The sequence below is a fragment of the Kribbella sp. NPDC050820 genome, assembly GCF_040653975.1.
Taxonomy (GTDB): Bacteria; Actinomycetota; Actinomycetes; order Propionibacteriales; family Kribbellaceae; genus Kribbella.
The window spans coordinates 1-16,542 of record NZ_JBFAHB010000039.1; the positions used below are offsets into that span (position 1 = coordinate 1).

Genomic DNA, 16,542 nt, shown 5'->3' on the forward strand with positions numbered 1-16,542 from the left:
GTTGCTGGGCGCCTTGCTGTTCACCCCATGGGCTGGCTGCGCCTTGCTGCTCGGTCGCCTGCTCACCCCATGCTGTAGCCGCGCCTTGCTGCTGGGCGCCTTGCTGCTCGCCCCATGGGCTGACGCTGCCTTGCAGCTCGGCAGTTTGCTCACCCCATGCGGCTGCCGCGCCCTGTTGCTGGGCGCCTTGCTGTTCACCCCATGGGCTGGCTGCGCCTTGCTGCTCGGTCGCCTGCTCACCCCATGCTGTAGCCGCGCCCTGCTGCTCGGCGTCTGCCTGCGTACCCCAGGCGCTGGTCGATCCCTGCTGGTTCGTGGGTTGTGGTTCGCCCCAGCCGGTGGTTGGACTCTGCTGCGCGGGGTCCTGCTGTTGGCCCCAGTTGGTTCCTGCGGCCTGCTGCTGGGTGGCTTGCTGGTCGTCTGAGGCGGTGGTGCTGTGCTGGGCGGACGTTTGTTGCTCGCCCCAACCACCGGCCGACCCGTGTTGCGCGGACGTTTGCTCTTCGCCCCAGCCGGTGGCTGCGCCCTGCTGGCCGGTGTCTCCTTGGTCACCCCAGGCGGCGGTCGCCCCGCCTTGGCCGGCCGCCTGCTGCTCGCCCCAACCACTGGTCGGTCCGTACTGCGCGGACGATTGCTCTTCGCCCCAGCCGGTGGTTTCACCGTGGCGTGCGGGGTCCTGCTGCTGGCCCCAGGTGGTTCCTGCGGACTGCTGCTGGGTGGCTTGCTGGTCGCTTGACGCGGTGGTGCTGTGCTGGGGGGAGGGTTGCTGCTCGCCCCAGCCTGTGCTTGTCCCGTGCTGGGTGGGTGTTGGCTGGTCGCCGGATATGCCCTGTTGGTCTGGGCCTTGCTGGTCGCCCCACGTGTTGGGCGTTTCGTGTTGCGCAGGCGGGGGCTGTTGGCCCCAGTCGGGTCTCGCGGTCTGCTGCTCGCTGGAGGCGGGCGGTCCCTGCTGGGCGGGGGTTTGTTCGCCCCAGCCGCTGGGTGGCTCTTGCTGTGCGGGCGGTTGCTGTTCGCCCCAGCCCTGCTGCGCCGAGGCTTGTTCGCCCCATCCGGTGGTCGTCTCGTGCTGGGCAGAGTCGGGCTGTTGGCCCCAGCCGGTGGTCGCTGACTGGTGCTCGTCCTCGGGTTGGGGGGATTGTTGGTTGCCCCAACCCTGTGTGGTGGTGTCGTCGTCCTGCTGGGTTCCCCATGACTGGGCGGCCCAGGTCTGTGCACCGGCTTGGGACGGGGGCTGGGGGGTCCAGTCGCCTTCCTGGTCCAGGTCTACGGCTTGGGGGCGTGCGTTCTCCGGCGGGGTGGGGGCCAGTTTGAGGGTCCAGGCAGATTGCTGGGGCTCCTCCGCAGGCTCCGCGGGGGGTTCCTGCTGGGTCCAGTGGTTTGGGGGGCCGGGGGCTATGACGGGGGCGTTCCAGGTCGCGCGGGCGCGCTCGAAGGGGGTACGGCCGTCGTCCTCGGCGGGGGCGCCATCCTTGGCCGGGGTGGGGGCCTTGGTGAGTGTGGTCCAACCGGACTCTGGGGACCACTCGCTTTGAGTGGGTTCAGAGGAGGCAGCCTGCTGGGTGAGGTCTTCCTTCTCGGTGCGGTTGGTCCACTGCGTCCCGTTCCACCAACGAATGGTGTTCGGCTGGCCGGTGGGGTCCGGATACCAGCCCGCGGGAGGGTTACTCATGCGTTCACCGTAACTTCAGCTCGTGTCAGCAGGGTCGCGCTTTCCCAGCCCTCAGACACCGTCCTCCTGACCCAGGCTGAAGGCGGCCTCGAGGTCGTGCGTCGAGTACGCGCGGAACGCGATGTGCGTCTCGGTGCTGAGTACGCCGGCCACCCGATTCACCTTCTCCGGGATGACGGTGGCCAGGTCGTCGTGGTGCGCGACCCGGACCATCGCGATCAGGTCGAGCCCGCCGGTGACGGAGTACACCTCGCTGACGCCCTCGATCGCCGCCACCTGCTCGGCGACCTCCGGAATGCGCGCGACGTCGGCCTTGATGAACACGATCGCGGTGACCATGCCGTCCTCTCCTCGAATCACACCTGAACCCGCTGAAGCATAATGCGGCCCACCCCCAAACCCGGCGTCCAGGAGCACTCCGTACGACGCACCGACCGAGCTCACCCGTTCCCCGCTCAGTCCGGCACGACCGGGTCGATCAGCCGGAGCGCCTTCGCGGTCGACTCGTCGGCCGGCAGGAACGCCTCCATTCGCAGCTCCGAGACCGTCACCTCGATCGCCGTACCAAAGCGGGTGAGAGTCGTGATCAGCCGCAGTTCGCCGTACGGGGAGTCCAGTTGCAGCGGTACGGCGAAGCCCAGGTGGTCCGGCCCGGTCGGGGGACGCGGCGGGACGAGTGCGGTCAGCTCCTCGATCAAAGCGTCGGCCTCGGGCGCCGGGTTCTGCGCCGCCTCGCGGGTGAGGGCATCGAGCACATGCCAGGACCACTCGGCGAAGTTGACGATCCGCGGCGCGAGCCCGTCGGGGTGGAGGAGCAGGCGAGGCCCGTTGGCGGGCTCCTCGAGCAGGTACGGCGCGACGCCGCCGATGAGCGCGTCGAACGAGCGGTTCGTCAGCACCAGGTCGCCACGCCGGTCGACGACCACCGCCGGGTACGGGCGATGGCCCTCGACGATCCCGGTCAGCGCCGCACGGATCGCGCCGAGGCCCGGATCGTCGTACGGCGCCTCGTCGTACGCAGGAGCGAATCCGCCGGCCAGCAGCAACGCGTTCCGATCGCGCAGTGGGAGTTGGAGGGACTCGGCAAGGCGGATGACCATCTCGCGGCCGGGGAGCGAGCGGCCGCTCTCGATGAAGCTGACGTGCCGCTGCGTCGTGCCGGCGCGGATCGCGAGCTCCAGCTGACTCACCCGGCGCCGTTGCCGCCACAGCCGGAGGCCGGCGGACAGCTCGGTGGGGCGGGGTTCGGTCAGCATGAGTCTGGTCTAACGCACGCCACCGACAGTTCGCGTGATTCCCCGGAGGGAATTGTCCGGGCGCGGGTGCGCTCGGCATCGTCGAGGCAGGGCGGCGCCGGGTCGTCCACGACGGAGGAGAAACCCTTGCCGGACAAGAAGAACTCGGTCGCCGAGGAGTTGGCCGATCGTTATGTGGCGGTGTGGAACGAGCCGGATGCCGACGTACGGCGGAAGGCCGTGGGGGAGCTGTGGACGGCGGACGGCGTGCACCTGCTGGAGCCGCCCGAGGAGGTGGTGAAGCGTGCGGAGGAGCTCGACATCCGGGCGACGTTCGAGGCGCGCGGGCATGCGGAGCTGGTACGGCGGGTGGCGCGGGCGTACGACGAGTTCGTTGCGCCCGGCCAGTTCGAGTTCCGCCGGGACGGGGCGGTCGCGGTCGTGCACGACATGGTGAAGCTCCGGTGGGTGATGGTCCCGGCCGGTGGCGGAGACCCCCGGGGCAGCGGCACCGACCTCCTGCTCCTCAGCCCCGACGGCCGCATCACCGCCGACTACCAGTTCGTCGACTAGCCAACGGCGCCTTCGGCGCCGGAAAACGAGGTGATGGTGAAGGCGTCGGGGCTGTGGTGCCGGGAATCGGGGGGGTGGAGGCGCCGGCCCGCCGGTGGTGCCCCTGGCGGCGGAGATCGGGGTGGCGGTGAGTGCGTCGGCTAGCTGGCTCGGGCGGGGCCTAGGGGGCGGAGTCGGCGGCGGCGGTCGGTGGGGTGGTGGTGGTCGTCGGAGTGGGCGTTGTCGAGGCGGGTGAGGTGGCGGCCGGCGCCGGAGACCGGGCAGGTCCAGGTGCCGTCCATCTCGACCAGGCGGATGCCGGGCTGGTCGAGCCAGCGGAGGACCAGCTCGATCTCCTCGGGGGAGGCGGAAGCGACCGGCCCGATGCCGGGCAGCACGGTCTCGGCCGAGGCGCGGAGCATGTCCAGGTAGCGCCGCGGGTCCGTCCCGCGCGGGCTGACCCCGGCCGCCGCGAGCCGGCCGCGACGGATCACGTGCAGCTCCCACCCGCCGTCGTCGGTCCGCCGCGCCGCACAGATCTCCGCGCACCCCGTCACCGACGCCATCCGCTGCATCCGCGCCGAGCTCCGCACGAAAGCGCTCAGCCGATCCCGGTGTACGGCGGCATCCTCGAACCGCTCGTCCGCCGACAACACGTCGATCCGCCGGTCCAGCGCCTCGACCACCGGGGTCGGGTCGGTGGTCAGCGCCGTCCGCAGCGACGTCACGAACTCGCCGTACGAGTCCGCCGAGATGCGCCCGTCGCACGGCGCCACGCAGCGGCCCATCTCGGCCAGCACGCACGGCGACAGCTGGGGGTGCCGCGACATCCGCGCCGTGCACTGCCGGATCGGGTACGCCTCGTGCAGCGCCGCCATCGCCCGCTCGGCCGTCTTCCGCGAGCTGAACGGGCCGAGGTACCCGGCGTCGTCGTCCCGCACCTGTTTCACCAGCGACAGCCGTGGAAACGGTTCTACGGTGACCTTCAGCCAGTGTTGCCGCTCCGGGAACTTCGAGCGCCGGTTGTACCGCGGCTTGTGCTCGGCGATCAGCCGCAGCTCCCGCACCTCGGCCTCGAGCGACGTCCCGCACTCGATCCCGCGCACCCCGGTGGCGATGCCGACCATCTCGCCGATCCGCGAGCGGGTCTCGGACGCGGTGAAGTACGACCGGACCCGGTTCCGCAGGTCCTTCGACTTGCCGACGTACAGGACCTCGCCGCGGTCGTCGGTGAACAGGTACACACCCGGTGCGTGCGGCAACGTTTCGGCCAGGTGTCGCTTCGCGCGCACCGCCGGCGCGACCCGCGACGAGAACGTCTGCAGATCCTCCAGCGTCTGCACACCCAACGAGCCGACCCGCTCGAACAGTCCGTGCAGTACGTCGACTGTCGCGCGGGCATCCGACAGTGCGCGGTGGTTTGGCGTCGTGGTGGCGCGGAACAGCTTGGCCAGCGTCCCGAGCTTGCAGTTCGGCGCCTCGTCCGGCGTGATCACGCGGCGGGCCAGCAACGCGGTGTCCACGACGGTGAAGTCGGGCCAGTCGTACCCGTGCACGAGGCTCTCGTGCTTCAGGAAGCCCATGTCGAACGGCGCGTTGTGCGCCACCATCACGCAGCCGTGGGCGAACTCCAGGAAGGCCGGCAGCACCGACTCGATCCGTGGTGACGAGGCAACCATCCCGTTGGTGATGCCGGTCAGCACGGCGATGAACGGCGGGATCGGGTCGGTCGGGTTGACCAGCGTCTGGAACTCGCCGACCACCTCGCCGCTGCGCACCTTGACAGCGCCGATCTCGGTGATGCCGGACTCGCCCGGCGCGCCACCGGTGGTCTCCAGGTCGACGACGCAGAACGTGACGTCGCGCAGCGGCGTCCCGAGGTCGTCGAAACTCGGCTGCACACCACGAATCGGCGTGAGCTGGTCCGGGGCCGGGCTGGTCATGGCAACGACGCTAAGAGTCGCCACCGACAATTCCGCAGGTGACACGCAAGAGAGTCGACTAGGCTCTCTGTATGCGTACACAGGCGATCACCGCGAATCCGGCCCAGCTGCCGGGCAGCTGTGGTCTGCGTCACTGGCCCAGCGCTTCGTGCAGCCAGACCACCGTTCGGGCCGGACTGCGGGCCGGTGACTGAGGCAGGCACCGCCGCGAGCTCCGCCGCTACCTCTTTGCCCGAACCGGTCCGGCAACGCGTTCTCGCCCTCGCCGCGCAGGCTCTCGGCCAGTTGCCGGCGTCCGACATCCCGCCGCCGCTGCGCCGGTTCGCCAGTTTTGCGCCGGCCAAGCGGGCCAAGCTCTCGGCGTCCGTCCTCGGCCCGATCCTGGAGACCGACGACCACTTCCGGAAGCTCACGGCCTTCGAGGTACGGCGAGAGCACCCGGAGCTCGGGGACGCAGTCGCCGACGGCGTCCCGGTCCCGGCCGCGGACCCCGTCGAAGTCGCCGCCCTCGCCTACCTGCTCCGCCCGGACGACTGGGAGCAGCACGTCACCGCAGCCGCCGCCCAGATCCCCGTCGAGGCGCCACGCGCGGCCGAAGAGGCAGTCAGCCGGCTGGCCGACCAGCTCGACCAGGCGCGCACCGAGACCCGGCAAGTCCGGGAACGCCTCCGCGAACAGGTCAACGAGCTCAAGGCCGAGAACGTCACGCTGCGCCGCAAACTCAACGAGGCGCGGCAGCGGATCAGCGGCCTGCAGAGCGAGCTCGCGGAACGCACCACCCAAGCGGAGACGGCCGACGAACGCGTCGACGCCGCCCGCGCCGAGGTGGAACGCGAGCTGCGCAAGCTCCGCGCCCGCATCACCGAGCTCGAAGCAGTCGAACACGCAGCACGCCGTACGGCGGGACAGGAACGCGAGCTCGCCTCGACCCGGACCAGACTGCTCCTGGACACGTTGCTCGAGGCAGCAAGCGGACTGCGTCGCGAGCTGGCCCTGCCACCCGGGGGCGAGCTCCGACCGGCCGACACTGTCGCCGGCATGGAGCCCGACGCCGCACCAGTCGGGCGTACGGCACCTGACGACGACCCAGCGTTGTTCGACGAGTTGCTGGCGTTGCCGCAGGTGCATCTGATCATCGACGGCTACAACGTGACGAAGACCGCATGGCCCAACTCGCCGTTGCACTCGCAGCGTCAGCGGCTGGTCACAGCGCTGGGAGCGCTCGTCGCTCAACGTCGCATCGAGGTGACCGTGGTGTTCGACGGCGCCGAGCTTTCGGGCCCTGTGCAACTGAATCCGCCGCGCGGGGTGCGGGTGCGGTTCAGCCCGGCCGGTGTGATCGCCGACGAGGTGATCCGGCAACTGGTGCGGGCCGAGCCGCCAGGCCGCCCGGTCGTCGTGGTCTCGACCGACCGCGAAGTTGCCGAAAGCATCATCAAGATGGGTGCCCGGGCACTGTCCGCGACCACGCTGATCGGCCGGATCGCGCGCGCCTGACGACAAAAACTGTCGGAGCCGCCCTTTAGCGTCCTTCTCAGCCGGATGCAAGTCCGGGTGCTTCCCCACTTTGGAGGACGTTGTGCTGATCGACTGCGACGCTTGTGTGATGCGTGGTCCCGGCTGCCAGGACTGCGTGGTCACCGTGGTCCTGGGCTTCTCGGCCGAACGAGCCGGCACGCTGCGGATCGACGACGACGAGAAGGCTGCGCTGGACGCGCTGGCCGAGTCCGGCCTGGTGCCACCGCTACGCCTCGTGCACGCCGTAAGCAGCATCACCCCCGAAACCCCTGACGACGAAGGCGAAACGGTCGTTGGGCTGGGGTGAGACTTCGTTAATTTTCGATCAAACCCGAGGGGCGAATTGCACTGGTCACGAAACGGTCACTACTGTTACCTCTCGTTGCCTCAGGGTGTCGGCCGATCAGACCGACCGGGCAGCACGAAGCCGATGGGTGACCCGCCAGGTCCCGCAGCGTAAGTCTCGTTGCGGCCGGTGTGGTCAATGGGGACGGCGCGAGCAGACGAAGGGATCGACCGGGCTGTGGCCAGCGGACGCATCAACCGCACCAAGGGAATCGCCCTCGCCGCCATCACCAGCACGGCAGTCGCCGCGGGTGTGTTCTTGATCCAGACGGGTGCGGACGCCGATCCGGCGCCGACGCTGGACCAGGCGAAGAAGCAGGTCGCGGCGCTGCAGCACAAGGCCGAGCAGGCCGGTGAGTCGGCGAACGACCTACGCGGCCAGATCGGTGCCTCGCAGGCCCGGGTGAAGGCTTTGCAGGCTGCCATCGGCACGCAGCAGGGCCAGGTCGACGCGGTGAAGAAACAGATCGGTTCGCTCGCGGTCGCCGGCTACCAGACCTCCGGGATGACGACGACGGCGCAGCTGCTGCTGTCGACGAACCCCGATCAGTTCCTCAGCCAGGCCTCGACCGCCCAGGCGTTCGCCGGCCAGCAGAACTCGGCGCTCCGCCGCTACCAGCAGGCTCAGGGCAAGCTGACCGACCTGCAGGCCAGTGAGCAGACCGAGCTGGCCGCGCTGCAGGCCGTGCAGTCCCAGCAGGACGCGCTGAAGAAGCAGATCCAGACCAACCTGGACGCCGCCGAGAAGGTGCTCGACAAGCTCAGCGACGCGGAGCGGGCCCGGATCCAGGCGGAGAACGAGAAGGAAGCCGAGGAGGCCCGGGACGAGCGCCCGAGCCGGGACGGCGACCGGACGGACGACTCGCCGGTGCCGGCCAACGGCCGCGCCGGGATCGCGATCCAGGCGGCGATGGCGCAGCTCGGCGAGCCCTACGTCTGGGGCGCCGACGGGCCGGACTCCTTCGACTGCTCCGGCCTGACCATGTACGCCTGGGGCAAGGCCGGTGTCTCGCTGTCGCACTCCTCGAAGGCGCAGGCCAGTGAGGGCCGCCGGGTCAGCAAGAGCCAGCTGATGCCGGGCGACCTGGTGTTCTACTACTCGCCGATCAGCCACGTCGGGATCTACATCGGCAACGGCCGGATCGTGCACGCGAGCCGCCCGGGCAAGCCGGTGAAGACCGACCCGCTCGACCTGATGCCGTACAACACCGCCGTCCGTCCGGGCTGAACCGCGCCCTTGTCATACTCGTCGGCTCCGGGGTCTCACCCCGGAGCCGAGTCGTTTCACCACCGTCCGAGTGCTCTACTGTCAGAGGAGGCACGTAGTGTCCCGCCTGACTGGGGCAGGTGAGCAGCGAGGGGCCGAGGTGATCGACGAACAGGGCGACACGGTGCCCCTCCCGGCGGTACCGCCCGCCGAGGACCGCCCGCAGCCCACCGAGCGACACGCCGGTGGGGGCCGCGTCCCGCCCACGGTCGGCCCGATCGTCAAGAAGGTCGCGCTCGGCGTCTCGATCTGCCTGGTCGCCGTCGCCGGGTACGCCGGACTCCGCCAGATCGCGGACGCGCCCGCCGATCCCGGTGCGCCGGTCATCGCGGAGTCCCCGCAGACCTCGACCACCCCGGACGAAGCCGCCGAGGGGGTACGGCGAGCCTCCGTCGGCGGAGCGGTGTTGCAGAAGATGGCCGTCGCGGTCCAGGACGACAGCCGGTCCGCGTTCCTGGCCACCATCGACCCGAAGGCGACCGAGTTCCGGACCAGCGCCCGCACGATCTTCGCGAACCTGGGCAAGCTCCCGGTCGGCAGCTTCCAGCTCCGCTACGTCAGCGACGACACGGCCGCGCTCAGCCCGGACCGCCAGACCGAGCTGGGCGGCACCGAGTCCTGGCTCGCCCAGGTCGAGGTCTCCTGGCAACTCACCGGGTACGACGTGAAGCCGGCCCGCGAGACCCTGCCGGTGACGTTCGTCACCCGCGACGGGACGACGTACGCCGCCTCGTTCTCGGAGCGGTTCGTGGCCGGTCAGCGGCGGCCGGTCTGGGCGCTCGGCCCGATCGACGTGGCCAAGGGCGACCACAGCCTGGTGATCAGCCTGGACTCCGCGGCAGACGCGGAGAGCTACGTCTCCGTGACGGATCGTGCGGTCGATTCGGTCAGCAAGGTCTGGGGCCGGAACTGGCGGCAGAAGGTCGTCGTCTACCTGCCCGCCAAACAGGCCCAGATGGAGTACGTCCTCGGCGCGCAGCCGAACACCTACACCCAGATTGCCGCCGTCACGATGGCCGAGCTGGATGCGCCACAGGTCGGCGCGCCGGTGCGGATCGTCGCCAATCCCAAACTGTTCGAGGAGCTCGGCAAGCAGGGCCGCCGGATTGTGCTGACCCACGAGACCACCCATGTCGCATCCACAGCGACCGCCTCGCCGGTGCCGTTGTGGCTGGCCGAGGGATTCGCGGACTACGTAGCGTTCAACGCCGTACCTGTGCAGGACGAGTCGGCGGCGAAGGAGTTGTTCAAGGCGGTCCGCGCCGGCAAGGTGCCGCCTGCGCTGCCGGCGCCGGAGGCGTTCGCCGCGTCGGCGGCGGAGCTGCCCCAGGCTTACGAGTCGGCGTGGCTCGCCTGTCGGCTGATCGCCGAGCGGGAGGGGCAGAGCAAGCTGGTGAAGTTCTACCGGGCCGTGCACGCGTCGAAGACCTCGGCCGGCCTGGCGGACGCCTTCAAGACTGTGCTCGGCATGACCGAGCAGGAGTTCGTCGCCGAGTGGCAGCAGTACATCAAGAGGCTCGCCGGTGTCTGAGCCGGCGGCCCGCTGGGCCCCGCCGGTGGTCGCCGTCGTCCTCGCCGCCGCACTGGTCGTCGTCATCGTCATCACGACGCCCTGGCACCTGATCGATGTACCCGAACCGGACGCGACGCTCGACTTCACGGCGGCCGAGATCGCCCGGCAGAACGCGTTCCGGCACGAGTTGCTGCCGTGGTCGACCACCTCGTGGGTGCTGTCCCTGCTGGTCCCGCTGGTGATCGGCTTCAGCCCGCTCGGCCGCCGTCTGTACGACGCGATCCGCATTCGCCGGTGGTATCTCGCCGTACCGCTGCTCGTGTTCGGCCTCGGACTGCTCGCCAGCGTGGTCACCCTGCCGACCGACGTGATGGCCGAGCGGGTCAGCCGGAAGTACGGCCTGTCCGTGCAGGACTGGGGGCTATGGACTCGCGACCGCGCGGTCAACTGGCTGCTGATGTCGCTCGCGCTCGCTGTGATCGCGGTCGGCCTGATCGCGCTGGCGAAACGCTTCCGGACCTGGTGGTGGTTGCCCGCGGCAATCGCCGGCGCGGTGCTGGTGCTCGGGGTGTCGTATGCGTACCCGGTCCTGGTCGAGCCGCGGTTCAACGAGTTCACCTCGATGCCGGCCGGGCCGCAGCGCGACGACTTCATGAAGCTGGCCGCGGACGACGGCGTGCCGGTCGAGGATGTGCTCGTCGCGGACGCGTCGAAGCGCACAACCGCCTTGAATGCTTACGTTTCCGGCTTCGGCACGACCCGCCGGCTGGTCGTCTACGACACGCTGCTGAAGGACGCGCCACCGGCGCAGGTCCGGCTCGTCGTCGCGCACGAGCTCGGTCACGCGGCCGAGGACGACGTACTGCACGGCACTCTGATCGGCGTGCTCGGGACCGCCTTCGCGGTCGTCCTGCTCCGATTGTTGCTCGGGGCCCGGATGTCCGACCCGCGCCGGACCGCGTTGCTGCTGGCCCTGATCGTCGCCGGTACGACGCTCGCCGCGCCGGTGCAGAACCTGGTCAGCCGCCGGATCGAGGCCCGCGCGGACTACCACTCGCTGCGGCTCACGAACGACCCGGGCAACTTCGTCGCCATGCAGCACGGCCTGGCCGTGACCAACATCTCCGGGCTGAACCCGCGCCGCTGGCGGTACTGGATGTTCGCCAGCCACCCGACCTCGCCGGAGCGGATCGCGATGGGCCGGGCCTGGGGAGCCGAGCACGGCACGCCGGTGCCGCCGCTGGTCCAGCGATGACCGTCCTCGTCGTCACCAACGACTTCCCACCCCGCCAGGGCGGGATCGAGACCTTCGTCCGCTCGCTGTGCGACGAGCTGCCCGACCTCGTCGTCTACACGTCGCACGAACCAGGCGACACGGCGTACGACGCCACGCTGCCGTTCCCCGTGATCCGGGACCGGACGACGATGTTGTTGCCGACGGCCCGGATCACGAAGAACGCCGTACGGCTGGCGAAAGCGCACAACGCGGACCGGGTGCTGTTCGGCGCGGCCGCGCCACTCGGCCTGATGGGTCCGGCGCTCCGACGGGCCGGCGTACGGCGGATCGTCGCGATGACGCACGGGCACGAGACATGGTGGGCCCACGTGCCCGGTGCACGCCGGGCGCTGCGGCGGATCGGCGATGCGGCCGACACCATGACGACGGTCTCGTCCTGGTGCGCGGACCGGATCGCTCCCGCGCTCTCGCCGGGCGCCGTACGACGGATGCGCCGACTGACTCCTGGGGTCGACACCGGCCGGTTCTTCCCGGGCTGTGGGGGAGAGCAGGTCCGGAAGCGGCTTGGCCTCGAAGGCGTTCCGGTGGTCGCCTGTGTGTCGAGGCTGATCCCGCGCAAGGGACAGGACACCTTGATCCGTGCTTGGCCGCGGGTGCTGGCCGCCGTACCGTCCGCGGTCTTGCTGCTCGTCGGCGGCGGTCCTGATCGAGAACGGCTCGAAGGGCTCGCGGCATCCCTTGGTGTCACGTCGTCGGTGGTGTTCGCCGGGGCGATCCCGTGGGCCGACATCCCGCCGTACGTGGATGCCGCGGACGTGTTCGCGATGCCGTGCCGGACGAGGCGGTTCGGCCTCGAGCCGGAGGCCCTCGGGATCGTCACCCTCGAAGCGTCCGCCACCGGCAAGCCGGTCGTGATCGGCGACTCCGGGGGGACGGCGGACACCGTCCGGCACGGCGAGACCGGCTACCTGGTCGACCCGTACAACCCGCCCGCGGTCGCCGCCCGCCTCGTCGCACTCCTCACCCACCCCGCCAAAGCCGCGGCGATGGGCGCCGAAGGCCGGGCCTGGGCTCAGCAGAACTGGACCTGGTCACGCAGCGGCGCCGTCCTGAGGGAATTGCTGGACATCTAGCTCCGGGATTCGTGTACTCTGGCCGACATGCACCGGATGTTCCGACTTGCCGCAGCCGTACGAGCTCATCGCTCTCCGGCTGCCGCGGCCTGACATTCTCAAACCTCCACCGGCGACCGGAAACGGTTCGCCGGTGTTGTTGTTTCCGCTCCCGGTGGTCCGGTTCCGGTCATTCTGAAAGACAGGACCAGAACCATGCAGACCAACGGAACCATCAGCAGGACCTTCATCGACTTCTTCCTCGACCGTGACCACGTGCCGACCACCGGGTCCACGCTCATCCCGCGCCTCGGTGATCCGGTGCTCTTCACGACCTCGGGGATGCATCCGCTGACGCCGTACCTGGAAGGTGAACCCCATCCGCTGGGGCGCCGACTCGTGGGTATCCAGCGATGCCTGCGAACCACCGATCTCGACGAGGTGGGGGATCCGACCCACCTGACCGTGTTCGAGATGCTCGGGTCGTGGTCGCTCGGCGACTACGGCAGCGGTCAGACGCTGCGCTGGGGCTATGAGCTGATGACCCAGGGCTTCGGGATCGACCCGAGCCGCCTGTACGTGACCGTGTTCGGCGGTGACGGCCAGGTGCCGATCGACCAGGAGTCGCTGCGGACCTGGCAGGAGCTCGGGCTGCCGATCGAGCTGACCACCGACGACAACTGGTGGTCGAACGGCCCGACCGGCCCGTGCGGACCCGACTCGGAGATCTTCGTCTGGACCGGCGAGGGCGACCCCGAGGGCACACCGAGCACGGACAAGCGCTGGGTCGAGGTGTGGAACCACGTGATGATGCGCTATCGCCGCCTTGACGACGGGTCGCTCGAGCCGTTGCAGCAGCAGAACATCGACACCGGTCTCGGCCTGGAGCGGCTGACGATGCTGCTGGAGGGCAAGGACTCGGTGTACGAGACCTCGCTGTTCGAGCCGTGGATGCGGATCGTCCCGGAGCTGTGGCGGCTGGACGAGCAGTCGCAGCGGATCGTCATCGACCACCTGCGGTCCAGCATCGTGATCGTCGGCGACGGCGTGTACCCGTCGAACACCGGTCGCGGCTACGTGCTGCGCCGGCTGATCCGCCGGGTGCTGACGCTGCTGTGGCGCGACGACGACTCCCGGACGCTGTCCGACCTGCCGATGGAGCTGTTCGAGCACACGCTACGGCACTTCCACCAGGGCGAGACGGTGACGCTGGTCCGGCGGATCCTGATCGACGAGGAGATCCGGTTCAGCAACCTGCTGGACCGCGGCCGCAAGGTGCTCAGCCACGATCGCTTCCACAAGTCCCTGGACGACACCGACTACGAGTACCTGCACGAGACCCACGGGCTGCCCCGGGAGTTGGTCGACTCCCTGCTGCAGCCCTCGCTTTAGCCAAGGCCGTCCCCGGTTGAGGTCCGGTGCAGTCGCCTGCGCCGGACCTCAGACGCCGGCCGGGTCCAGGGTGCGCGGGGTGTCGGTGTCCGGGATCTCCGGGGGAGCGACCTTGCCGACCGAGAACTGCGCGACGAAGGCGCCGGCCAGCACGATCACGCCGCCGAGGATCTGGTTGGTGCGCAGCGTCTCGTTCAGCAGGATCCAGGCGAAGATGCTTGCGGCAACGACCTCGACGTACGCCACCGCACCGCCCACCGCGGCGGACAGCCGCTGAACCGCGGCCGCGCCGGCCAGGTAGGCCACCACCGTGCTGACGACGATCAGCCAGCCGGCCAGCACCCAACCGGGCGCGGAACGGTCACCGATCGCGATCGTCTCGACCAGCGAGTGCCACGGGATACCCCAGGGCGCGGAGATCGCGGTCAGCGCGACCGCGCCGACCACACTTCCGGCCGCGGTCATCACCAGCGGGTCCGCGGCGCCGGTCAGCTTGTCGATCAGGATGAAGTACGTCGCCTGGCACGCAGCCGCACCGAGTCCGGCCACCAGGCCGACCATGTCGAGCTTCAGCCCGGACCAGATCTCCACCACGGTCGCGAGGCCGACCAGCGCGATCCCGACGCCGACCGCCGCCGTCCTGGGCACGGCGATCTTCTGCCCGAACTTGAGCCACGCGACCACGAGCACCGGACCGGTGAACTCGAGCATCAGCGCGACGCCCACCGGCAGCCGGCTGGCCGCGATGAAGAACAGCGTCTGGCAGCCGGCGATCCCGGTCAGGCCGTACATCACGAGCGCCCGCCACGACGACCGGGCGGCCCGCAGCCCGCTCAGGCCCCGGAAGATCAGCACGAGCGGGATGAGCAGCGCCGCCGCGCCGAGAATCCGCAGCCAGGCGGCCTGCTCGGGGGTGAAACCGGCCCCGATCAGCGCCTTGGCGAACGGCCCCGAACCACCGAACGTGACCGCCGAGAACACGGCGAAACCGAGCCCCACCGACTTCGTGCTGTACATGGGCATAACACTCTCATGCCCATTACATGGCTGTCGAGAGCCTTTCTCACAGGACGTTCACGGCGCGCGCCGCGACCACCGCGACGGTGAGCAACGACACGGCCGCCTGGATGCCCATCAGCGTCTTCACCCGCGCGGTCAGCGGCATCGTGTCGGTCGGGCTGAACGCGGTCGCGGCGGTGAACGCGACGAACAGGTAGTCGGTGAACCCGGGCAGCCAGCGCTCCCAGCCCGGCAGGTCGACCGTCATCTGCGGGAACAGCAGGTCGGCCCGCTCGGCCTCCCGCTCGTGCTCGGGCGCCCGCGCGAACGGTCCGCCGCGGTCGACCTCCCAGTACCAGACCCCGAACGCGACCACGTTCGTCACCCAGATGAGCAGCGCGGCCTTGACCAGCACCGGGCCGTCGTTCGCCTCACCTGAGCTCAGATAGACGATCAGTCCGGTCAGATAGATCGCATTGACGACCACCAGGACGCCGAGCAGCATCAGCTCGACCCACCGCAGCCAGGGCTCGTCCCTGCGCAGGTGGAACGGGTTCGCCCACACCAGCGGCAGCAGCAGCGCCGCACCGAGCACCGGCATGATCCACCGCGGCAGCGGGATGATCTCGGTCGGCACGACCAATTGCAGGACCAGTACGGCGACCACCGCCAGCGAAGCCGGCCACCGCCGAATGTGACGTGTGCTGTTCACCAGTGCATTTAACCAACGGACGCGTCGATCACCGCTTGACCGACTTCGGTACGGCGGTAATGGACTTGATGACCCGTACGGCGCCGACTCGCGAGCCCCGCGTCGTACAGGGCGGCCAGGTGCTCAGCCACGGTCGCCAGCGCCAGCCCGTACTGCTCGGAGAGCGCACTGGTCGTGGCGGGTGGGTCGAGGGCTACCAGGAGGGTTGCGCGGGTGCGGCCGAGCAGACGGGCCAGCGGATCCGGGGGAGCGGGGGCATCTGACCAGAGGCGGGCCGCGCCGCGGGCCGGGTAGACCACAGTGGGCTGGTAGCTCGGGTCGAGGATCATGACGAGGTGTGGCCAGGCGAAGACGCCGGGGACGAGCAGGATGCCCTGTCCGGTGAGCTCGTGGTCCGGTTCGCGGTACCGGGTGGCGATCAGGCGGTCGTCCTCCCAGGTGAGTGTCGGGTGCAGGTCGTCGAAGAGGGCGGCCAGGCCGCCGTCGGTGAACTGCTGGCCGCGGTAGGCGATGTCGTCGTCCAGGACGCGGCTGATGAGCGGCCAGTCGGGTCGGACGAGTGCTTCCCAGGCGCCTTCGATCTCGTCTGCGAGGCGTTCTCGCGCGCCGGGCAGGTCCTCGAGCATCCGGTCGATCTCGGGGGCGCCGGGGTTGTCGAGCTCGTTGCGCGACCGGGTCAGCTCGGATCGGACGCGGTCGAGGGGTGTGCTGCGGACGCGGGCGATCTCGGTCGCGAATCTGGCTCGTGATGCTTTGGGTGGTGGGGTGAGGAAGTCGGGCGTGAAGCCGGCGCGTGGCTGGACCGCCTTCAACCCATCCAGCTCCAGCCCGGCCGCCGCCTCAGCCTTCGCGGCCACCCACGGTGCGTACAACCCGCGATGGCGCACGCCGTGCAGCACCCGCACCGCCGACATCGTCTCCCACAACGGCGAAGCCCCGAACCGGCACCGCAACGCATCCCCCTGCGTAAACCGCAGAACAGTCATCCCCCACAACTTTCGGCCACAACCAAAAGTCTACGCCGCAGGAGCAGCAGCAGACACCCTCG

General features: G+C 69.8%; 14 protein-coding genes and 1 pseudogene. 8 read left to right on the top strand and 7 right to left on the bottom strand.

Features of this window, described 5'->3' with window-relative positions:
• The 3 genes and pseudogenes from AB0H36_RS28395 to AB0H36_RS28405 all read right to left on the bottom strand — a co-directional run.
• Positions 1–1,669: pseudogene (locus tag AB0H36_RS28395) on the bottom strand (hypothetical protein); the annotation flags it as partial.
• Between the two features lie 51 nt (positions 1,670–1,720).
• Positions 1,721–2,008, bottom strand: coding sequence for an Lrp/AsnC ligand binding domain-containing protein (locus tag AB0H36_RS28400; protein WP_360469428.1), 288 nt, complete (start codon positions 2,006–2,008; stop codon positions 1,721–1,723).
• 116 nt (positions 2,009–2,124) lie between these two features.
• Positions 2,125–2,925 carry a helix-turn-helix transcriptional regulator gene (locus AB0H36_RS28405; protein WP_360529894.1) on the bottom strand — a complete coding sequence of 267 codons (801 nt, stop codon included), beginning with the start codon at positions 2,923–2,925 and terminating at the stop codon, positions 2,125–2,127.
• 126 nt (positions 2,926–3,051) lie between these two features.
• On the opposite strand from AB0H36_RS28405, the gene AB0H36_RS28410 reads away from it, so the two are divergent.
• On the top strand, positions 3,052–3,477 hold the full coding sequence (locus AB0H36_RS28410; protein WP_360529897.1) for a hypothetical protein: 426 nt from the start codon (positions 3,052–3,054) through the stop codon (positions 3,475–3,477).
• 140 nt (positions 3,478–3,617) lie between these two features.
• Here the strand turns inward: AB0H36_RS28410 and AB0H36_RS28415 are convergent, their stop codons facing one another.
• Complete coding sequence (locus tag AB0H36_RS28415; RefSeq protein ID WP_360529900.1) at positions 3,618–5,399, bottom strand: DEDD exonuclease domain-containing protein; 1,782 nt, start codon at positions 5,397–5,399, stop codon at positions 3,618–3,620.
• A 186-nt stretch (positions 5,400–5,585) separates the two neighbouring features.
• Between AB0H36_RS28415 and AB0H36_RS28420 the strand changes: the two genes are divergently transcribed.
• The 7 genes from AB0H36_RS28420 (at position 5,586) to AB0H36_RS28450 (ending at position 13,783) form a co-directional block, all read left to right on the top strand.
• The gene (locus tag AB0H36_RS28420) at positions 5,586–6,896 is read left to right on the top strand and encodes an NYN domain-containing protein (RefSeq protein ID WP_360529903.1); all 1,311 of its coding nucleotides are present in this window, start codon (positions 5,586–5,588) and stop codon (positions 6,894–6,896) included.
• A gap of 109 nt (positions 6,897–7,005) precedes the next feature.
• Positions 7,006–7,224: a hypothetical protein gene (locus AB0H36_RS28425; RefSeq protein WP_360529906.1), complete on the top strand. Its 219-nt coding sequence runs from the start codon at positions 7,006–7,008 to the stop codon at positions 7,222–7,224.
• Between the two features lie 216 nt (positions 7,225–7,440).
• Positions 7,441–8,490, top strand: coding sequence for an NlpC/P60 family protein (locus tag AB0H36_RS28430; RefSeq protein WP_360529909.1), 1,050 nt, complete (start codon positions 7,441–7,443; stop codon positions 8,488–8,490).
• A 97-nt stretch (positions 8,491–8,587) separates the two neighbouring features.
• Positions 8,588–10,060, top strand: a complete 1,473-nt coding sequence (locus AB0H36_RS28435) for a hypothetical protein (RefSeq protein WP_360529912.1) — start codon at positions 8,588–8,590, stop codon at positions 10,058–10,060.
• Positions 10,053–11,297 (top strand): M48 family metallopeptidase, encoded by a 1,245-nt coding sequence (locus AB0H36_RS28440; RefSeq protein ID WP_360529915.1) that lies wholly within the window; start codon positions 10,053–10,055, stop codon positions 11,295–11,297. The genes AB0H36_RS28435 and AB0H36_RS28440 overlap by 8 nt, the downstream gene beginning before the upstream one ends.
• On the top strand, positions 11,294–12,412 hold the full coding sequence (locus tag AB0H36_RS28445; protein WP_360529918.1) for a glycosyltransferase family 4 protein: 1,119 nt from the start codon (positions 11,294–11,296) through the stop codon (positions 12,410–12,412). Before AB0H36_RS28440 ends, AB0H36_RS28445 begins: the two co-directional genes overlap by 4 nt.
• Positions 12,413–12,607: 195 nt before the next feature.
• Positions 12,608–13,783 carry an alanine--tRNA ligase-related protein gene (locus tag AB0H36_RS28450; protein ID WP_360529921.1) on the top strand — a complete coding sequence of 392 codons (1,176 nt, stop codon included), beginning with the start codon at positions 12,608–12,610 and terminating at the stop codon, positions 13,781–13,783.
• 48 nt (positions 13,784–13,831) lie between these two features.
• Here AB0H36_RS28450 and AB0H36_RS28455 read toward each other — a convergent pair whose 3' ends face one another.
• From AB0H36_RS28455 to AB0H36_RS28465, 3 genes are read right to left on the bottom strand one after another with little or no spacing between them, the layout of a single operon-like run.
• The gene (locus AB0H36_RS28455; RefSeq protein ID WP_360529924.1) at positions 13,832–14,800 is read right to left on the bottom strand and encodes an EamA family transporter; all 969 of its coding nucleotides are present in this window, start codon (positions 14,798–14,800) and stop codon (positions 13,832–13,834) included.
• Between the two features lie 46 nt (positions 14,801–14,846).
• Positions 14,847–15,494, bottom strand: coding sequence for a hypothetical protein (locus AB0H36_RS28460; RefSeq protein WP_360529927.1), 648 nt, complete (start codon positions 15,492–15,494; stop codon positions 14,847–14,849).
• An 8-nt stretch (positions 15,495–15,502) separates the two neighbouring features.
• Positions 15,503–16,480, bottom strand: a complete 978-nt coding sequence (locus AB0H36_RS28465) for a DUF5937 family protein (protein WP_360529930.1) — start codon at positions 16,478–16,480, stop codon at positions 15,503–15,505.
• Positions 16,481–16,542 lie beyond the last annotated feature (62 nt).

What these genes read in the sequence shown, in the direction of transcription:
- AB0H36_RS28400 (WP_360469428.1), bottom strand. Translation starts at nt 2,008, where the DNA reads ATGGTCACCGCGATCGTGTTCATCAAGGCCGACGTCGCGCGCATTCCG.
- AB0H36_RS28405 (WP_360529894.1), bottom strand. Translation starts at nt 2,925, where the DNA reads ATGCTGACCGAACCCCGCCCCACCGAGCTGTCCGCCGGCCTCCGGCTG.
- AB0H36_RS28415 (WP_360529900.1), bottom strand. Translation starts at nt 5,399, where the DNA reads ATGACCAGCCCGGCCCCGGACCAGCTCACGCCGATTCGTGGTGTGCAG.
- AB0H36_RS28425 (WP_360529906.1), top strand. Translation starts at nt 7,006, where the DNA reads ATGCGTGGTCCCGGCTGCCAGGACTGCGTGGTCACCGTGGTCCTGGGC.
- AB0H36_RS28445 (WP_360529918.1), top strand. Translation starts at nt 11,294, where the DNA reads ATGACCGTCCTCGTCGTCACCAACGACTTCCCACCCCGCCAGGGCGGG.
- AB0H36_RS28450 (WP_360529921.1), top strand. Translation starts at nt 12,608, where the DNA reads ATGCAGACCAACGGAACCATCAGCAGGACCTTCATCGACTTCTTCCTC.
- AB0H36_RS28455 (WP_360529924.1), bottom strand. Translation starts at nt 14,800, where the DNA reads ATGTACAGCACGAAGTCGGTGGGGCTCGGTTTCGCCGTGTTCTCGGCG.
- AB0H36_RS28465 (WP_360529930.1), bottom strand. Translation starts at nt 16,480, where the DNA reads ATGACTGTTCTGCGGTTTACGCAGGGGGATGCGTTGCGGTGCCGGTTC.